Here is a 16,641-nt window from a genome sequence, read left to right as displayed (position 1 = left end):
TTCAGCGTCTCTGATCAGCTGAGCGATCCTGAGTTGGATTTAGTTCCCGGGATCGTATCCCACCGTGGCGCGGTGGCATGGGCGTGGAGGTGGAATCCCGCTCCCAGTGCTGCTCCGCGTGGCCGGTGTCGGCTGGTGGTGGGTGGGCTGGTCGTCGTCACGTCCTGGTGCCGGTGTGCTGCTCGGGGCAGCGTTCTCCGGTCCGTTGGTGCGTGTCCCTCCGGACGCTTGCCCACCGGGCCCTGGGAGCTGGTGGGGGAGGGTGCCCTGCGTCGCCTGGGCGCGGGGCGTGGAGTTCGGTGCCGGGTGGGGCCGGTCTTCGACCGGTCCTTCCGGTCGGTTTCAGGTGCGGCCGAGGTGACCACAGCGTTGGCTTCGAGGCCATCCACCACCGACCGGATGACCAGGGCACCGCTGGCTCGGTCGGTGACGGTCTTGGCCTGGTGGGTGAGGCCGCGTGCGGCGATCCGCCGCCAGGCGCCGTGGTCGCGGTCGCCCTGCCAGCCGCAGCCGGTATGGGGGCACAGGGCCCACTTCCAGCCGGGTGCGGTGGGCCGGTCGGGGGCTTTGCGGTGCCGTAGCGGGGTCAGGCAGCGCGGGCACAGCCGGGAGGTGTTGCGGGCCGGGACGGTGACCACGGCGATCCCCGTCTCGGCGGCCACCTGCCGTATCCGGTCCACGATCCGGCCGCGTATCTGCTGGGAGAGACGGGTGTTCATGGTCCGGCCCATCCCCCGGGCCTCCAATGACCGCAGGTCCTCGACGTAGATGGCACTCGCTCCGGCGGCGATGGCCTGGTCGATGGTCCAGCGGGCCGCCGACCACGCTAGAGCGTCGTTGAGGTGGGTGCGGAGTGCGGAGACGTGCCGGATCTCGTCGGCCAGGACCGCGTGCCGGGCGGTCAGCGGATGCCGCTCGTCACCACCGGTCAGCCGCAGGTACTGATCAGCCTTGGCATGCAGGTGCTCGGACAGGCGCCGCAGCCGGTGCTGCTTGGCGAGGACTCCGGCGGCCCGGAACTGGGCGCCTGCGCCCAGTTCGGTGATCCGCCCGTCCTGGTGGAGGCGGACAGCGCCCGCGCTGAGGAGGGTGTTGAGGCCCCAGTCGACGCCGAGGGCGATGGTGTGTCCGGTGCGGGCGGTCTTCGGCACGGCGTGCGTGTAGGCGAGGTCGGCGCGTACCCGGCCCTGATGGACCCGGAGGGTGGGCAGGTGCAGCACGGCACCGGCCGGGACCGTCGGCGGCAACGAGATCGGGCAGGCCACCCACGTCCAGTCCCGGTAGGACTGAGGGTCGGGGCGGGTGGGGAGTTGCAGGCGCAGCAGGGCTCGGCCGGGTTCGTCGGCGCGTTCGATGGTGGCCTGCTGCCCGTCGCACGCCGACAGCAGCAGCATCCGTGCGGCGCGAGGCGGAGGTTCGAGTGCGAACACGTCCGCCGGGAGCCGTCCGTTCTTCGCCGTGAACGCCTGGATCTGCCGGGTGCGGGAGGCGATCACGCTGGAGGGCAGGAACCGGCCGCTGGGCACCGCTTCACGGACCGCGTCCCACTCGACCGTCGTACGCCGGGTGGGGTCGTCGGGCCAGGTGGCCAGGACCCCAGCCGTCAGACCCACGCGCCACGCCGCCGACCGCAGCATCCGCCCGGCCTGCTCCTGCACCATCCGCACGATCCGGTCATTGACCCGCACACCCCCGGGTGGCGTCACGGTCCAGCCCAGGCGGCGCAGCGCCATCCACGCGTTCGACGGCAACGCCCGGCCCCCGCCGTCCACCCCGGACACCAGCGCCCCCACATCGGAGGCATTCCAGTGCCCGGCCAGCAGACCCGCCGCCATCCCGGACACCAGCCCGGCACACCACCCCACCCGCTCAGCGACCACGGAAGCCGTCAGGGCCTCACCGGTCCGCTCGTCCACCCCGCCACGCAACACCCCCCGCGCACACGCGGTACGAGCCGCCTCACCCGCGCCCACCGGCAGCTTCTGGCTCATCCTGACCCCCTTCCCGAGTGATGGTGTCCACCCCAGTCGGCGGCTCGCCGCGCGACCCCGCCCACGTTGGCCGGCCGGCCGCCGAGCGGCGGTGCCTGCCCGGCGTCCGTACCCCCGTCACCTCACCCCCCGTCCGCCTCCCGTGCCGTGCGCTCCAGCTTCTCCCGGTACTGCTCCCACCAACTCGCCTCCTCCTGCGGCACGTTCGACCGGCTTCCGGACTCACCGACGCTCCCGTCGAGGAGTTCGCGGACGATGTCGGCGTGGCCCGCGTGGCGGCTCGTGTCGGCGCAGACGCGGGTGAGGAGGTGGTGCAGGGTCGCCGCCCGGCGCTCCTTCGGCCACCAGGGGACGAGACCGACCGTGTCCAGGGGGAGTTCGGCGACCGTCGCGGCCGTGTGGGCCCACGCCTGCCGGTACAGGCCGATGATGTCCTCGCGCGACTCGTCGGCCGTCGCCCACATGTCCGCGTTCGCCTCGGGGTCGCGCGTGTACCACCACAGCGGCGGGTCCTGGGGGTAGTACGGCCGCCCGAACGTGTCGCCGAAATAGCCGAGTTCGACACCGGCGCAGTGCTTGACCAGGCCCAGCAGATTGGTGCCGGTCGGGGTGAGGGGGCGGCGTACGTCGTACTCGCCGAGCCCCTCCAGTTTCCACAGCAGGGCGTCGCGGGCCTCCTGGAGGTACCGCAGCAGGTCCGCCTTCGGGTCCGGAAGAGTCGTCTCCGTCATACCCGCAGCCTGCCACCCGCCACTGACAACGGGCCCTGACCTGCGTGGCCGGGACCGGCGCCCGCCCGGCAGGGTTCAGTCGCCGTCCTTCTTCGGCTCCTCGTCCTGCGGCTTCTCGCGGCGCAACTCCTCCTCGCGGCGCCGCAGATCGGCCTCCCACTCCTTGAGCAGCGCCTCGTCCTTCTTGTTCTCCTCCTTGAGGGAGTTCAGGAATTCCGGGTTGTCGTCGGGCGCCACCCACGTCGTGCGGTGGTTGCGGTGCCACTCGGAGGGGGTACGGCCGCCGGTCGGCGGCGTGCGCACCTTGCCCGTCACGAGCCACGCGATCGAGCCCGCCAGCGGGAAGAGCAGGATGATGAAGACCCAGGCGACCTTGGGAAGGTGCCGCACCTCGTCCTCGGGCGTGTTCAGGCAGTCGATGAACGCGAAGATCATCAGCGCCAGCGGAACCAGGAACAACAGCAGTCTGAGCATCGGGCGGGTTCCCCCAGGAAACGGCGTCGGGGCCCGGTGGCCCCGGTGTCCGGGCCAGGGTAACGGTTGGGGAAAATCCGGCGCAGGGGGCGGGCACACCCATAGGTACGCCCAGGGGTACGCCCACGGGTACGCCCATGGATACGCCGCGGGTACCCGTCCGGTACTACCCGGGTACCCCGCAGGTATGAAGGGCCCCTGCGCGGGTCCGTACGGCGCCTCGGCGATACTGGGACGCATGGCTTACGACGATCTTCGCTCCCTGCTCAGGGCCCTGGAACGCGAGGGCGACCTCAAGCGCGTGAAAGCCGAGGTCGACCCCTATCTGGAGGTCGGGGAGATCGTCGACCGCGTCCAGAAGGCGGGCGGTCCGGCGCTGCTCTTCGAGAACGTGAAGGGCTCGGCGATGCCGCTGGCCATGAACGTCTTCGGCACCGACCGCCGCCTCCTCAAGGCCCTCGGCCTCAAGTCGTACGCGGAGATCACCGAGAAGATCGGCGGCCTGCTGCGCCCCGAGCTGCCGCAGGGTTTCATCGGCGTCCGGGAAGCCTTCGGCAAGCTCGGCGCGATGACCCACGTACCGCCGAAGAAGGTCAAGGACGCGCCGGTCCAGGAGGTAGTACTCCAGGGGGACGAGGTCGACCTCGACCAGCTGCCGGCCCTGTTCACCTGGCCGCAGGACGGCGGCTCCTTCTTCAACCTGGGGCTGACCCACACGAAGGACCCGGACAGCGGCGTACGCAATCTCGGGCTCTACCGTCTCCAGCGCCACGACAAGCGCACCATCGGCATGCACTGGCAGATCCACAAGGACAGCCGCAACCACTACCAGGTCGCCGCCCGCAAGGGGGAACGGCTGCCGGTCGCGATCGCCTTCGGGTGCCCGCCCGCCGTGACGTACGCGTCCACCGCGCCCCTCCCGGGGGACATCGACGAGTACCTCTTCGCCGGATTCATCGCGGGCAAGCGGATCGAGATGGTGGACTGCAAGACCGTACCCCTCCAGGTCCCCGCTACCGCGGAGGTAGTACTCGAGGGCTGGCTGGAGCCCGGCGAGATGCTGCCCGAGGGGCCCTTCGGGGACCACACCGGGTTCTACACGCCGCAGGAGCCGTTCCCCGCGCTGACGATCGACTGCGTGACGATGCGCAAGCGGCCGTTGCTCCAGTCCATCGTCGTGGGGCGGCCCCCTACCGAGGACGGCCCCCTCGGGCGGGCCACGGAGCGGTTCTTCCTGCCGCTGCTGAAGATCATCGTGCCGGACATCGTGGACTACCACCTGCCCGAGGCGGGCGGCTTCCACAACTGCGCGATCATCGCCATCGACAAGAAGTACCCCAAGCACGCGCAGAAGGTGATGCACGCGATCTGGGGCGCCCACATGATGTCCCTGACCAAGCTGATCGTGATCGTCGACTCCGACTGCGACGTCCACGACCTGCACGAAGTCGCCTGGCGGGCCCTCGGCAACACGGACTACTCCCGCGACCTCACCGTCGTCGAGGGCCCCGTCGACCACCTCGACCACGCGTCGTACCAGCAGTTCTGGGGCGGCAAGGCGGGCATCGACGCGACGAAGAAGTGGGTGGAGGAGGGCTACACCCGCGACGGCGGCTGGCCGGAGATGGTCCTGTCGGACCCGGAGACGGCGGCGACGGTGGACCGGCGCTGGAAGGAGTACGGGCTGTGAGCGCGTCCGCCGCCGCGGTGCCCCAGCCGGGGCGTACGAAAGCCTTCCTGCGCCTCGTGATGATCGAGCACTCGATCTTCGCGCTGCCCTTCGCGTACATCGCCGCCCTCACCGCGATGTTCCAGCTCGACCGGAACATCCACTGGGGCCGGCTGCTGCTCGTGACCATCTGCATGGTCGGGCTGCGGACGTTCGCGATGGCCGTCAACCGGATCATCGACCGGGAGATCGACGCGCGCAATCCCCGTACGGCGCACCGCGAGCTGGTGACGGGCGCGATGTCGGTACGGCACGCGTGGACGGGCGCCCTCGTCGCCGTCGTGATCTTCCTCGGCTCGGCCGCGCTGCTGAACCCGCTGTGCCTGGCGCTGGCCCCCGTGGCCGTCATCCCGATGGTGGTATACCCGTACGGCAAAAGGTTCACGAACTACCCCCAGGCCATCCTGGGTCTCGCCCAGGCGATGGGCCCGGTCGGCGGCTGGCTCGCCATCACCGGCGAGTGGTCCTGGGACGCGGTCATCCTCGGCCTCGCGGTCGGCATCTGGATCGGCGGCTTCGACCTCATCTACGCCTGCCAGGACATCGACACGGACCGCGAGACCGGCGTCCTGTCGGTCCCGGCCCGCTTCGGCATCCCGGCGTCGATCTGGTCCGCCCGCGTCTGCCACGCCCTCACGACGGCCCTGCTCGTCTGGTACGCCCTGGCCACGGACGCGGGCGCGTTCTTCTGGCTGGGCCTGCTGATCGTCGCGGCCGCCTTCGTCTACGAGCACACGATCGTCCGCCCCCACGACCTCTCCCGCCTCGACCGGGCCTTCTTCTCGGTCAACGGCTTCATCGGCATCGCCCTGTTCGTGTGCGCGCTGCTGGATCTGCTGGTGCGGGGGCTGACGGTCTGAAACCGTCCGGGAGAACGCTCGCGGGGGTACTACCTCGGGGGTACTGCCTGAGGGGTACGCCCCCCGGGTAGCGCCGACCCCTTACCCGCTGCCCCCTCCGGGCCCGCCCTCCCCGCCCACGCCCTCCCCGCAGACCCCAAGGCACCCGGCCGGTCCTGAACCTCTTCGTGCTCGCCGGTACGCTCAAGGTGTGAACGCAGGAGAAACGGAGCGCGTGCCTTGGATCGTGGGGGTGTCGGGGGCGTCGGGGACGCCGTATGCCGGCGCTGTCCTGCGGGCGTTGCTGGCAGCGGGCGAGTGTGTCGACCTCGTCGTCAGCCGGGCCTCGCGGCTCACCCTGCTGGACGAGACGGGGATCTCGTTCCGGGACGGGCACTGGCGCGAGGACCTGGGGGAGTGGCTCGGCAGGGGCGCGGACGGCAAACCTCAGAGCTACGACGTCGAGCTGGGCGGCGTACGGTACTGGCCGGCCGGTGACCTGGCCGCGGGTCCGTCCTCGGGGTCGTACCCCTGCAAGGGGATGATCATCGTGCCCGCGTCGACGGCGTGCGTCGCCGGAGTCGCCCTCGGTCTGTCCAAGGACCTCCTCCAGCGGGCGGCGAGCGTCACCCTGAAGGAGCGCAGGCCGCTGGTCGTCGCCGTCCGGGAGACCCCGCTGAACGGCCAGACCCTGCGCCACCTGGTCAGCCTCGACGACGCGGGCGCGAGCGTGGTCCCCGCCTCGCCCGCCTTCTACGCCGGCGCCACCCACATCCAGGACCTGGTCGACTTCGTGGCCGGCCGGATCCTGGACGCGGCGGGCGTACCGCACGGCCTCTACCGCCGCTGGAAGGGCGAACTCGGCGGTGGCGCCGGGGGCGCGCGCGCCGACTGAGCGCCGCCCCCTGCATCACACACGCCCCGTACGGGTCTACCCGAGTACTACGGGAGGCCGGCCCGGCGGCAGGGGAACCGGAGGCCCCGGGGGCCCTCACCACCGGCACACGTCAGGAATTTCGCAGATCCGTCGAGCGCGAACGGATCTCTCATCGGAAGGCGCGAATCGCATGGACGCCGTGGACAGGCAGCTCATCCAGGCTCTGAGGGAGAACGGCCGGGCCTCCTACGCGGAGCTGGGACGCCTCGTCGGCCTGTCGGGACCCAGCGTCACCGACCGCATCAACCGGCTGGAGGCGGCCGGCGTCATCACCGGCTACCGGGCCACCGTGGACTCCGCCTCCCTCGGCCTCGGCGTCACCGCCCTGATCGGCATCTCCCTCTCGGACGCCGCCGACCACGAGGACGTCGCCCGCCGCCTGAAGGACTTCGGCGAGATCGAGGACTGCTGGTTCATCGCCGGCGACGACTCGTTCATGCTCAAGGTGCGGGCGAGCGACGTGGACGGCCTGGAGCGCATCATCCGCCGCCTCTCGGGCACGAAGGGCGTCTCCCGGACCCGTACGACCATCGTCCTGTCGACGAAGTGGGAGAACCGGGTGGGCGCGCTGCCCGAGGAGGTCTGAGGGGTACTACGGGAGGGGGGTAGTACACGCAGGTACCTTTGGGGGAGCTGTCGTACGAAAGGTGGAGGCATGGACGTCGGGCTCAAGCGTGAGCTGGAGGAGAAGGTCCGCTCCGGCGAGCGGCTGACCCGCGAGGACGGCCTCGCCCTGTACGCGTCGGACGACCTGGCCTGGCTCGGCGGCCTCGCGCACGAGGTGCGGACCCGCAAGAACGGCGACGTCGTCCACTTCAACGTCAACCGCCACCTCAACATGACCAACGTGTGCACGGCGTCGTGCGCGTACTGCTCCTTCCAGCGCAAGCCGGGCGAGAAGGACGCGTACACGATGCGCATCGAGGAGGCCGTCCGGCTGGCGACGGAGATGGAGTCGGAGAACCTCACCGAACTCCACATCGTCAACGGCCTGCACCCCAACCTCCCCTGGAGGTACTACCCCCGGTCCCTGCGCGAGCTGAAGGCGGCCCTCCCGGACGTCTCCCTGAAGGCGTTCACGGCGACGGAGATCCACCACTTCGAGACGATCTCCGGCCTGTCCGCCTCCGAGATCCTCGACGAACTCATCGACGCGGGCCTGGAGTCGCTGACCGGCGGCGGCGCCGAGATCTTCGACTGGGAGGTCCGGCAGCACATCGTCGACCACCGCACCCACTGGGAGGACTGGTCGCGCATCCACCGCCTGGCGCACGAGAAGGGCCTCAAGACCCCGTGCACCATGCTGTACGGCCACATCGAGGAGCACCGCCACCGCGTCGACCACGTGCTGCGGCTGCGTGAACTCCAGGACGAGACCGGCGGGTTCCAGGTCTTCATCCCGCTGCGCTACCAGCACGACTTCGTCGACGTGAAGGACGGCAAGGTCCGCAACCGCCTCCAGGAGCGCACCCGGATGGCGACCGGCGCCGAGTCCCTGAAGACGTTCGCGGTCTCCCGCCTCCTCTTCGACAACGTCCCGCACGTCAAGGTCTTCTGGGTGATGCACGGCGTACAGACCGCCCAACTCGCCCTCCAGCACGGCGCGGACGACATGGACGGCTCGGTCGTCGAGTACAAGATCACCCACGACGCGGACAACTTCGGCACCCCGAACAAGCTGACCCGCGACGACCTCCTCGACCTGATCCGCGACGCCGGCTTCCGCCCGGTGGAGCGCAACACGCGCTACGAGATCATCCGCGAGTACGACGGCCCGGACCCGCTGCGCCGGGAGTCGCCGCAGCCGATGCGGGTGTGACTCCCAGGTACTGGAGCCGTAGACCGACGGGTCGGGGCCGAGGGCTTCAGGGGTGTGACCGAGTAGTCGTCCGGTACTAGCCGGGTAAGTCCTACGATGGTCTCGTGACCCTTACCTTCACCCTCGACCCCGCCGTCACCCCCGACCTCCGTGACGGCGTCCTCGGCCTCTGGACGGACGTCTCCAACGCGGGCGGCGCCGTCGGCTTCGTCGCCCCGGTCGACCGGGAGACCGTCCGCCCGGCGCTGCTCAAGCACCTCGCGGAGATGGCGGAGGGCCGCGTACGGCTCCTGGTCGGGCACGACGAGACGGGCAAGGTCGCCGCGACCGCGTTCCTCAGCCTCAACACCCACCGCCTGATGACGCACTGGCTGTGGCTCTACACGGTGATGGTCCACCCCTCCCACCAGGGCAAGGGCTACGGCCACGACCTGCTCGCCGCCGCCGAGTCCGCCGCCCGCTCCCTCGACGGCATCGAGGCGATCCGCCTCACCTGCCGGGGCGGCCTCGGCCTGGAGCGGTTCTACGGGTCGTACGGGTACAAGGAGGTCGGCCGTATACCGGACGCGATCCGCGTAGCTCCCGGGGACGACCGGGACGACGTCGTCATGCTGCTTCCCCTCCTCTGACCCCCGTCCAAGATCGCCCGTACGGCGTGGTTGACTGGACGACGGACCTTTTCGAACCGAAAGACCATAAGGAGGGGGTTGCCATGCTCCGCTACACGCTGATGCGCCTCGGGATCTTCGTGGGCTGCCTCGGGGTCGTCTGGGGTCTCGTCTACTCCGGGATCGTCCCGCGCGGTCTCGGCGACTCCAACTTCATGTGGGTCGTGCTGCTCGCGCTGGTGCTCTCCGCGCCGATCAGCTTCGTCGTCCTGCGCGGGGAGCGGGACCGCGCCTCCGAGAACGTCGTCGCGCGCGTGGACCGGATGAAGGCCAACCTGGAGGCCAACCGCACCCAGGAGGACGCCGAGACCGACGAGGCGGCGCCGCGCGTACAGGGCCAGACCTCCTGATCCACCCCGCCGGTCCGGTCGGTGGTTGATCCAAGCATCGCCGCCCGAGGGGGAGTTGATCCGCCGGGCAGGCCCTAACCTTGGTTCATGGGTGCCGTGAAGACCAAGCGGATGCCGCGCGCGGTCCGTGAGCAGCAGATGCTGGACGCCGCAGTGCGGATCTTCGGACGCCGGGGCTTCATGGCCGCCTCGATGGACGAGATAGCCGAACTCGCCGGTGTCTCCAAGCCGTTGGTGTACCTGTACCTCAACTCCAAGGACGACCTCTTCACCTCGTGCATCCGCCGCGAGGCCGCCGCGCTGATCGCCGCGATCCGTTCCGCGGTCGGCACGGATCTGCCCGCCGACCGCCAACTCTGGGACGGGCTGCGAGGGTTCTTCGCGCACACCGCTGAGCACCAGGACGCCTGGTCGGTCCTCCACCTCCAGGCCCGCACCCACGGCGAGCGCTTCGCCCTCGAAGTCGCCGCGATGCGTGCGGAGATCGTCGCCTTCGTCACCGGCCTCATCGTCGCCGCGGCCCGCGAGGCGCACCGTGACCCCGACCTCCCCGAACGCGAGGTCGCCGGCCTCGCCGAGGCCCTGGTCGGCGCCGCCGAGTCCCTCGCGGACTGGGCGAACACCACGGAGGGCGTCACCGCACGGGAGGCGGCGACGACACTGATGAACTTCGCGTGGTCGGGGCTGGCGAACCTGATGGAGGGACGGAGGACGTGGTCGGCGCCGGAGCTGGGGGTGGAGCAGTAGGGGTGGAGTGGCTCGCGGGTATTACCCGGGTAGTCCTGGCCCCGTCCCGGCGCCCCGTCCCGGCGCCACGCTCCGCGCGGCGGGCAGCTCTGGAGCAGTCCCCGGGTAGACCCCGAGCAGCTCCCCGCCCGCCTCAGCCCCCTTCCACCAGCGGATCCACCCGCCCGCTCACATGCACCCGCCCCGCCTCCCCCTCCCTGGGCCGTCCCCGCAGCTCGAACCGTCCCCCGTCCGACGCGAACACCACGGCGGACGGCAGCAGCACAGGTGCCCGGAACTCCGCCCGGACCCGTACCGCCGGCGGCGTCCCGTGCGCGGCGAGGCAGCGCGCGGCCGTCCACATGCCGTGGGCGATGGCCCGGGGGAACCCGAAGAGGCGGGCGGTGAAGGTGTAGAGGTGGATGGGGTTGCGGTCCCCGGAGGCCGCCGCGTACCGCCGCCCCACGTCCCCGGCGAGCCGCCACTCGTCCAGTACGGGCAGGGGGCATGGATCTGACGGACCGTCAGCCGCCTTGCCCGCGACGCCCGTCGTCCGGTGCCGTGCGAGGTACGTGCTGTGCGACTCCCACACGACCTCCCCGCCGCGCCGCAGCTCGGTGACGACCGTCGCCTCGGTCCCCCGCCGGTGCGGTGCCAACTCCTCGACGTGCACACCGAGTTCGTACACCCCGGTCGCGGCGAGCGTCCCGTACCGGCTGATCTCGATGGACGTGTGGACCAGCCCCAGCAGCGGCAGCGGAAAACCCCGCGCGCTCATCAGCCGCATGGCCAGCGGAAACCCGAGGACGTGCGGATAGGTCACCGGCAGCGAGTCGTCCCCGGTGGCGAACCCGCAGACGCGCTCGTACGCCGACAGCCGCGCGAGATCGATCCGCAGCCTGGGAACGACGACCCGCTCCCGCGCGAACTCGGCGTCGGGACGCGGCCGTTTGAAGGGGGAGAGGAGCGCACCCCGGACGAAGGAGGGGACCAGCGAGGGAATGGCGGCGAGCGTCGTCATCAGGCCCCCAGCAGACTCTGGCCGCACACCCGCACGACCTGCCCGTTGACGGCCCCGGACGCCGGATGCGCGAGCCACGCCGTCGTCTCGGCGACGTCCGCCGGAATCCCGCCCTGCGCAAGGGAGTTCATCCGCCGCCCGGCCTCCCGGATGAACAGCGGCACGGCGGCGGTCATCTTCGTCTCGATGAACCCGGGCGCGACGGCGTTGACGGTCACCCCGTGCTCGGCGAGCGCGCGCGGCGCCAACGCCCGTACGAGACCGGCGATCCCGGCCTTGCTTGCCCCGTAGTTGGTCTGCCCGGCGTTCCCCGCGAGCCCGGCGATGGAGGCGGTCGCGACGATCCGCCCGCCCGGCCGCAGCGCCCCCTTGCCGAGCAGCGCGTCGGTGGTCCGCAGCACGCTCGCGAGGTTGACGTCGAGCACCGAACTCCACCGCTCGGCGGGCATGTTGACCAGCCGCCGGTCGCGGGTGATCCCGGCGTTGTGGATCAACACGTCGAGCCCGCCCGGGAGTTCGGCGGCGATCCGCTCCCCGGCGTCGGTGGCGGTGATGTCCAGCGCGAGTGCGCGCCCGCCGAGCCGCTCCGCGAGCCGCCGCGCCTCCTCTTCGGCCTGCGGCACGTCGAGGACGACGACCTCGGCGCCGTCCCGGGCGAGGGTCTCGGCGACGGCGGCGCCGATGCCCCGTGCACCCCCGGTGACCAGGGCGGTCCGCCCGGCGAGGGGCCGCTCCCAGTCCCCGTCGAACACCGGGCCGCCGCCCACCTCGACCACCTGCCCGCTGACGTACGCGGACTTGGGCGAGAGCAGGAACCGCAGGGTCGATTCGGCGGCCCCGGCGTCGGTGACGCGGACGAGGTTCACGGTCCGCCCGCGCCCGATCTCCTTGCCGAGCGACCGGGTGAACCCTTCCAACGCCTGCTGTACGGCGGCCTGTTGGTGGTCGGCGGCGTCAAGTGGCGCCCCCAGCACGACGATCCGCCCGCTCGCGGCGACGGACCGGACGACGGGATGCAGGGCGGTGTGCACTTCCGCGAGCGTTTCGACGTCCCGCACGCCGGTCGCGTCGAGGACGACGGCCCCCGGATCGCCGGAGCCGGTGCCAAGTCCCGTACGGGCGAGGACGGATGCCAGGTCCAGCGCGGACGTACCGGCCGTAAGGTGGGCCAAGGTGCCGGTGAGGGACGGGCGTTCGGGTGAGAAGCGCAGGAGCGCCGCGGGCTGCGGCAGGCCGAGCCGACGGGTGAGGAACCGGCCGGGTGCGGTGGCGGTGAAGCTCAGATAGCGGTCGGCCATGTACGTCTCCCAAGTCTCGCACGGGCCCGGCGGAATTACTTACTCCGGAGTAAGGTTACCTGGGGTAAGTCTAGGTCAAGGGTGAGGAGCAGGTCGAGATGAGTCCCCTGGAGCTGGTGCGCGACGGCGAGTCCACACCCCCGGTCGAGCCCCCGCGCGCCCGCCGGGTCGCGGTGATGGGCGGCGCCCGCACCCCCTTCGCGCGCTCCGACGGCCCCTACGCGACGGCCTCCAACCAGGAGATGCTGACGGCCGCCCTGAACGGCCTCGCGCTGCGCCACGGCCTCGATGTCCCGGGCGTGGTGGGCGAGTTCGTCGCCGGCGCGGTCCTCAAGCACAGCCGCGACTTCAACCTCGCCCGCGAGACGCTCCTCGGCTCGAAGCTGGACGCGCGCACCCCGGCGTACGACATCCAGCAGGCGTGCGGCACCGGCCTCCAGGCGATCATCGCCGCCGCGAACAAGATCGCCCTCGGCCAGACCGACTCGGCCGTCGCGGGCGGCGTCGACACCACGAGCGACGCCCCGCTCGGCGTCAACGACGACCTGCGCCGCATCCTGCTCGCGGCCCGCCGCGCCAAGTCGACGGGCGCCCGCCTCAAGGCGCTCGCGCGGATCCGCCCCGGCCATCTCGTCCCCGACATCCCGCGCAACTCCGAGCCCCGCACGGGACTTTCGATGGGCGAGCACGCGGCGGTGACCGCCCGCGCCTGGGGCATCACCCGTGAGGCACAGGACGAGTTGGCGGCGGCGAGCCACCAACGGCTCGCGGAAGCCTACGAGAGCGGCTTCCTCGCCGACCTCGTCGTCCCCTTCATGGGCCTCAAGCGCGACCAGAACCTGCGCCCCGACTCGACGGTGGAGCAACTCGCCCGGCTGAAGCCGGTGTACGGGACCGACAGCCCCGACGCGACGATGACGGCGGGCAATTCGACGCCGCTCACCGACGGCGCGGCGGTCGTGCTGCTCGCCTCCGAAGAGTGGGCGCAGACACGGGGGTTGGAGCCGCTGGCGTACCTCACCGCGTACGAGACGGCGGCCGTGGACTTCGTCCGCGGTGACGTGGCGGGCGGGGAGGACGGGCTGCTGATGGCCCCCGCGTACGCCGTCCCGCGCATGCTGGAGCGAACGGGCCTGGGAATGGAGGACTTCGACTTCGTGGAGATCCACGAGGCGTTCGCCTCCCAGGTGTTGGCGACGCTGGCCGCCTGGGAGAAGCAGGGGCTCGCGCCGGTCGACCGCGAGCGGCTCAACGTCACCGGCTCGTCGCTGGCGACCGGTCACCCCTTCGCGGCGACGGGCGCCCGGATCGTCGCGACGCTCGCCAAGCTGCTGGCCGAACGGGGCACGCCCGGACGCGGGTTGATCTCCATCTGTGCCGCCGGAGGGCAGGGGGTGACCGCGATCCTGGAGCGAACGTGACACTTCCTCATATAACCTCGATACTGCACAGCCCCACCCCCGGACCACCTCCCGACCCTCACAGGCCCCCCACGTCAGCACCGTACGATCGCCTTGCCTGACCGCCGGTAACCGCTTTCCCCGAGGCCCCAAGGCTCAGGGCCTGTGCCCCAGGCTCTGAACGCCTCGGTGCACGAGGCCCGTATGTCCTGCAGCAAGCGTTATTTCCGCTGCGCGCCCAGGGAGCCGCCTGTGTCCACCTCGTACCCCTCGTCGGCCGACTACGCCGACAGCGCTCCCCCCGCCCTCGTCGAACCCGAGGTCCGGCGGCTCGACGGAGTCGTCCGCGAGGCGGCCGTACCGGCGTTCGCGCCGCCCGTCACCCACGGCTCCCTCGCCGAACTCCCGTACGACAACGCTGCGGTGGCGCCTGACCAGGTCGTCCTCAGCCGCCGCGACGCCGAAGGGCGCTGGAGCGACGTGACGGCGGCGCAGTTCGCCGCCCAGGTCCACGCCGTCGCCAAGGGGCTGATCGCCGAGGGGCTGGTGCCGGGGGACCGGGTCGCGATCATGGCCCGTACGACGTACGAGTGGACGCTCCTCGACTTCGCCGCGTGGGCCGCGGGTCTCGTCACCGTCCCGGTCTACCCCACCTCCTCGGTCTTCCAGGTCCGCTGGATACTTCAGGACTCCGGCGCCGTAGCCCTGGTGACCGAGACCCTCGGGCAGGCCGCCGCGATCGGGCCCGAGCGGGACCGGCTGCCCGACCTGCGGCACATCTGGGTGATGGAGAAAGGGCACGTGGAGCGGCTCGCCGAGGCCGGGGCGCACGTCCCCGACGCCGAGGTGGAGATCCGCAGGGGGATGCTGATCCCCGACACCCTGTGCACCCTGATCTACACCTCAGGTACTACGGGACGACCCAAGGGCTGCGCGATCACCCACGGCAATTTCTTCGCCGAGGTGGACAACGCGATCGAACTCCTCCACCCCGTCTTCAAGGCGCAGGGCATCGAGGTCTCCGTCCTGCTCTTCCTGCCCATGTCCCACGTCTTCGGCCGGATGGTCGCCATCGCCGCCGTCCGCGCCCGGGTCCGCCTCGGCCACGCGCCGAGCCTCAAGTCCGAGCAACTCCTCCCGGATCTCGCCGCGTTCAAACCGACCTGCCTGCTCGCGATCCCCTACATGCTGGAGAAGGTCTTCAACGTGGCCCGGGCCCGCGCCGAGGCGGGCGGCCGGGTCACCTCCTTCGACCGCGCCGTGTCGGTCGCCCGCCGCTACGGCGAGGCCGTCGAGGCACAGAAGACCGGCACCGGCTCGGGCCCCGGCGCGGCCCTGCGCACCGCCCGCACCTTCTACGACCCCCTGGTCTACCGCCGGATCCGCAACGCCATGGGCGGCAAGGTCCGGCACGCCATCTGCGGCGGCTCCCCGCTCGGCCGCCGCCTGTCCTCCTTCTACCTCGGCGCCGGCATCGAGATCTACGAGGGGTACGGCCTCACCGAGACGACCGGCGCGACGACGGTCACGCCACCCCTCAAACCCCGCCTGGGCACGGTCGGTTGGCCCATGCCCGGCACCCGGATCCGGATCGCGGCGGACGGCGAGATCCTCATCGCCGGGGACCACGTCCTGCGCGGCTACTGGGACCCGGCCGCCGGAGGCGTCGTCCCCGCCGCGCCCGACGGCTGGCTGGCGACCGGCGACATAGGGGAGCTGGACGACGAGGGCTACCTCACCATCACCGGCCGCAAGAAGGAGATGATCATCACGGCGGGCGGAAAGAGCGTCGCCCCGGCGCCACTTGAGGACTGGCTGCGCTCCCACCCCCTGATCTCCCAGTGCATGGTCCTCGGCGACGGCCGCCCCTACGTCTGTGCCCTCATCACCCTCGACCCCGAAGGCGTCACCCACTGGCGGCGGATGAACGGCAAACACCCCGTCCCCGCCGAACTCCTCATCGGCGACGAGGAGTTGGACGCCGTCCTGCAACGCGCCGTCGACGAGGCCAACAAGCTCGTCTCCCGCCCGGAATCCATCAGGAAGTTCGCCGTCCTGCCCACCGACTTCACCGAGACGGCAGGGCACTTGACGCCGTCGATGAAGCTCAGGAGGGCGACGATCCTGCGGGACTTCACGGACGTCGTCGAGGGACTGTACGAGCAGCGTTAAAGGGGTCGCGGGTCCTGCCCGGGGCGGCGACGATGAGGCCCGTGAACCGCATCGAGTTCTTCTCCTACCGCCTCGACGGCGAGCCCGGCCCGCTGCGCGGCATCCGTGTCGACGGCCGCGACCTGCGCGCACAAGTCGCCGACGCGACCCGCGAGTTGTGGCGCCGGGAACTCGCCGAGGACTGGGCGGACGAGACCGAGGAGGAGGTCGAACGCTTCCTCCTGGAACAGCACGCGGGCCTGCACGTCGAGGTGTTCACGGCGCAACACTTCCGTACGCCCGCCCCGGACGCGTTCGTCCTCGGCTGCCCGTGCGGAATCTGGGAGTGCTGGCCACTGACGGCGCGGATCGCTGTGACGGGTACGTCGGTCACCTGGTCGGGGTTCCGGCAGCCGCATCGCGAGGAGTGGGGCGAACTTCCGCTGGGGCCCTTCGTGTTCGACCGGGACGCGTACGACGCGGCGCTGACGCCGTGACGCCGTGAGG

The 16,641-nt window shown here is 71.2% G+C and carries 16 protein-coding genes; 11 read left to right on the top strand and 5 right to left on the bottom strand.

All coding sequences use genetic code 11. From position 1 onward, the window contains the following. Positions 1 to 14: 14 nt before the first annotated feature. The 3 genes from ACLZOT_RS36670 to ACLZOT_RS36660 all read right to left on the bottom strand — a co-directional run bounded on the left by ACLZOT_RS36670 (position 15) and on the right by ACLZOT_RS36660 (position 3,196). Positions 15 to 1,991: a zinc ribbon domain-containing protein gene (locus ACLZOT_RS36670; protein ID WP_416973478.1), complete on the bottom strand. Its 1,977-nt coding sequence runs from the start codon at positions 1,989 to 1,991 to the stop codon at positions 15 to 17. 122 nt (positions 1,992 to 2,113) lie between these two features. Continuing rightward, entirely contained in the window at positions 2,114 to 2,722 is a 609-nt protein-coding gene (locus ACLZOT_RS36665; protein ID WP_416973477.1) for a DinB family protein, read from the bottom strand. 75 nt (positions 2,723 to 2,797) lie between these two features. Next, positions 2,798 to 3,196, bottom strand: a complete 399-nt coding sequence (locus ACLZOT_RS36660) for a PLD nuclease N-terminal domain-containing protein (RefSeq protein WP_416973476.1) — start codon at positions 3,194 to 3,196, stop codon at positions 2,798 to 2,800. A 238-nt stretch (positions 3,197 to 3,434) separates the two neighbouring features. On the opposite strand from ACLZOT_RS36660, the gene ACLZOT_RS36655 reads away from it, so the two are divergent. From ACLZOT_RS36655 to ACLZOT_RS36620, 8 genes are all read left to right on the top strand, one after another. Beyond that, the gene (locus ACLZOT_RS36655; protein ID WP_416973475.1) at positions 3,435 to 4,886 is read left to right on the top strand and encodes a menaquinone biosynthesis decarboxylase; all 1,452 of its coding nucleotides are present in this window, start codon (positions 3,435 to 3,437) and stop codon (positions 4,884 to 4,886) included. Next, positions 4,883 to 5,785, top strand: coding sequence for a menaquinone biosynthesis prenyltransferase MqnP (mqnP, locus tag ACLZOT_RS36650; RefSeq protein WP_416973474.1), 903 nt, complete (start codon positions 4,883 to 4,885; stop codon positions 5,783 to 5,785). The genes ACLZOT_RS36655 and mqnP overlap by 4 nt, the downstream gene beginning before the upstream one ends. 214 nt (positions 5,786 to 5,999) lie before the next feature. Beyond that, positions 6,000 to 6,659 (top strand): UbiX family flavin prenyltransferase, encoded by a 660-nt coding sequence (locus ACLZOT_RS36645; RefSeq protein WP_416973545.1) that lies wholly within the window; start codon positions 6,000 to 6,002, stop codon positions 6,657 to 6,659. Between the two features lie 172 nt (positions 6,660 to 6,831). Continuing rightward, on the top strand, positions 6,832 to 7,287 hold the full coding sequence (locus ACLZOT_RS36640) for an Lrp/AsnC family transcriptional regulator (RefSeq protein ID WP_055723956.1): 456 nt from the start codon (positions 6,832 to 6,834) through the stop codon (positions 7,285 to 7,287). Positions 7,288 to 7,356: 69 nt separating this feature from the next. Continuing rightward, positions 7,357 to 8,520: an aminofutalosine synthase MqnE gene (mqnE, locus tag ACLZOT_RS36635; protein ID WP_416973473.1), complete on the top strand. Its 1,164-nt coding sequence runs from the start codon at positions 7,357 to 7,359 to the stop codon at positions 8,518 to 8,520. A 104-nt stretch (positions 8,521 to 8,624) separates the two neighbouring features. Continuing rightward, positions 8,625 to 9,149 (top strand): GNAT family N-acetyltransferase, encoded by a 525-nt coding sequence (locus ACLZOT_RS36630; RefSeq protein WP_416973472.1) that lies wholly within the window; start codon positions 8,625 to 8,627, stop codon positions 9,147 to 9,149. Between the two features lie 83 nt (positions 9,150 to 9,232). Beyond that, on the top strand, positions 9,233 to 9,538 hold the full coding sequence (locus tag ACLZOT_RS36625; protein WP_416973471.1) for a DUF4229 domain-containing protein: 306 nt from the start codon (positions 9,233 to 9,235) through the stop codon (positions 9,536 to 9,538). A gap of 87 nt (positions 9,539 to 9,625) precedes the next feature. Beyond that, positions 9,626 to 10,285: a TetR/AcrR family transcriptional regulator gene (locus ACLZOT_RS36620; protein WP_416973470.1), complete on the top strand. Its 660-nt coding sequence runs from the start codon at positions 9,626 to 9,628 to the stop codon at positions 10,283 to 10,285. Between the two features lie 133 nt (positions 10,286 to 10,418). Here the strand turns inward: ACLZOT_RS36620 and ACLZOT_RS36615 are convergent, their stop codons facing one another. Together ACLZOT_RS36615 and ACLZOT_RS36610 are read right to left on the bottom strand one after the other, a co-directional pair. Beyond that, positions 10,419 to 11,285 carry a MaoC family dehydratase gene (locus ACLZOT_RS36615; protein ID WP_416973469.1) on the bottom strand — a complete coding sequence of 289 codons (867 nt, stop codon included), beginning with the start codon at positions 11,283 to 11,285 and terminating at the stop codon, positions 10,419 to 10,421. Continuing rightward, the gene (locus ACLZOT_RS36610; RefSeq protein ID WP_416973468.1) at positions 11,285 to 12,583 is read right to left on the bottom strand and encodes a 3-oxoacyl-ACP reductase; all 1,299 of its coding nucleotides are present in this window, start codon (positions 12,581 to 12,583) and stop codon (positions 11,285 to 11,287) included. Before ACLZOT_RS36610 ends, ACLZOT_RS36615 begins: the two co-directional genes overlap by 1 nt. A gap of 98 nt (positions 12,584 to 12,681) precedes the next feature. Here ACLZOT_RS36610 and ACLZOT_RS36605 point away from each other — a divergent pair, with 98 nt between their 5' ends. The 3 genes from ACLZOT_RS36605 (at position 12,682) to ACLZOT_RS36595 (ending at position 16,631) form a co-directional block, all read left to right on the top strand. After that, complete coding sequence (locus tag ACLZOT_RS36605) at positions 12,682 to 14,004, top strand: acetyl-CoA C-acetyltransferase (RefSeq protein ID WP_416973467.1); 1,323 nt, start codon at positions 12,682 to 12,684, stop codon at positions 14,002 to 14,004. 231 nt (positions 14,005 to 14,235) lie between these two features. Then, the gene (locus ACLZOT_RS36600) at positions 14,236 to 16,155 is read left to right on the top strand and encodes an AMP-dependent synthetase/ligase (protein WP_416973466.1); all 1,920 of its coding nucleotides are present in this window, start codon (positions 14,236 to 14,238) and stop codon (positions 16,153 to 16,155) included. 32 nt (positions 16,156 to 16,187) lie between these two features. Further along, positions 16,188 to 16,631, top strand: a complete 444-nt coding sequence (locus ACLZOT_RS36595; protein ID WP_416973465.1) for a hypothetical protein — start codon at positions 16,188 to 16,190, stop codon at positions 16,629 to 16,631. The last annotated feature ends 10 nt before the right edge of the window (positions 16,632 to 16,641 follow it).

The organism is Streptomyces sp. 4F14 (genome assembly GCF_048159485.1).
In the GTDB taxonomy this organism is placed as follows: Bacteria; Actinomycetota; Actinomycetes; order Streptomycetales; family Streptomycetaceae; genus Streptomyces.
The sequence above is the reverse complement of the archived record's forward strand: the minus strand, read 5'-3'. Positions and strand labels throughout refer to the sequence as shown.

Coding starts and splice junctions, on each gene's coding strand:
- ACLZOT_RS36670 (WP_416973478.1), bottom strand. CDS start 1,991: ATGAGCCAGAAGCTGCCGGTGGGCGCGGGTGAGGCGGCTCGTACCGCG.
- ACLZOT_RS36665 (WP_416973477.1), bottom strand. CDS start 2,722: ATGACGGAGACGACTCTTCCGGACCCGAAGGCGGACCTGCTGCGGTAC.
- ACLZOT_RS36660 (WP_416973476.1), bottom strand. CDS start 3,196: ATGCTCAGACTGCTGTTGTTCCTGGTTCCGCTGGCGCTGATGATCTTC.
- ACLZOT_RS36655 (WP_416973475.1), top strand. CDS start 3,435: ATGGCTTACGACGATCTTCGCTCCCTGCTCAGGGCCCTGGAACGCGAG.
- ACLZOT_RS36640 (WP_055723956.1), top strand. CDS start 6,832: ATGGACGCCGTGGACAGGCAGCTCATCCAGGCTCTGAGGGAGAACGGC.
- mqnE (WP_416973473.1), top strand. CDS start 7,357: ATGGACGTCGGGCTCAAGCGTGAGCTGGAGGAGAAGGTCCGCTCCGGC.
- ACLZOT_RS36625 (WP_416973471.1), top strand. CDS start 9,233: ATGCTCCGCTACACGCTGATGCGCCTCGGGATCTTCGTGGGCTGCCTC.
- ACLZOT_RS36620 (WP_416973470.1), top strand. CDS start 9,626: ATGGGTGCCGTGAAGACCAAGCGGATGCCGCGCGCGGTCCGTGAGCAG.
- ACLZOT_RS36615 (WP_416973469.1), bottom strand. CDS start 11,285: ATGACGACGCTCGCCGCCATTCCCTCGCTGGTCCCCTCCTTCGTCCGG.
- ACLZOT_RS36610 (WP_416973468.1), bottom strand. CDS start 12,583: ATGGCCGACCGCTATCTGAGCTTCACCGCCACCGCACCCGGCCGGTTC.
- ACLZOT_RS36605 (WP_416973467.1), top strand. CDS start 12,682: ATGAGTCCCCTGGAGCTGGTGCGCGACGGCGAGTCCACACCCCCGGTC.
- ACLZOT_RS36595 (WP_416973465.1), top strand. CDS start 16,188: ATGAGGCCCGTGAACCGCATCGAGTTCTTCTCCTACCGCCTCGACGGC.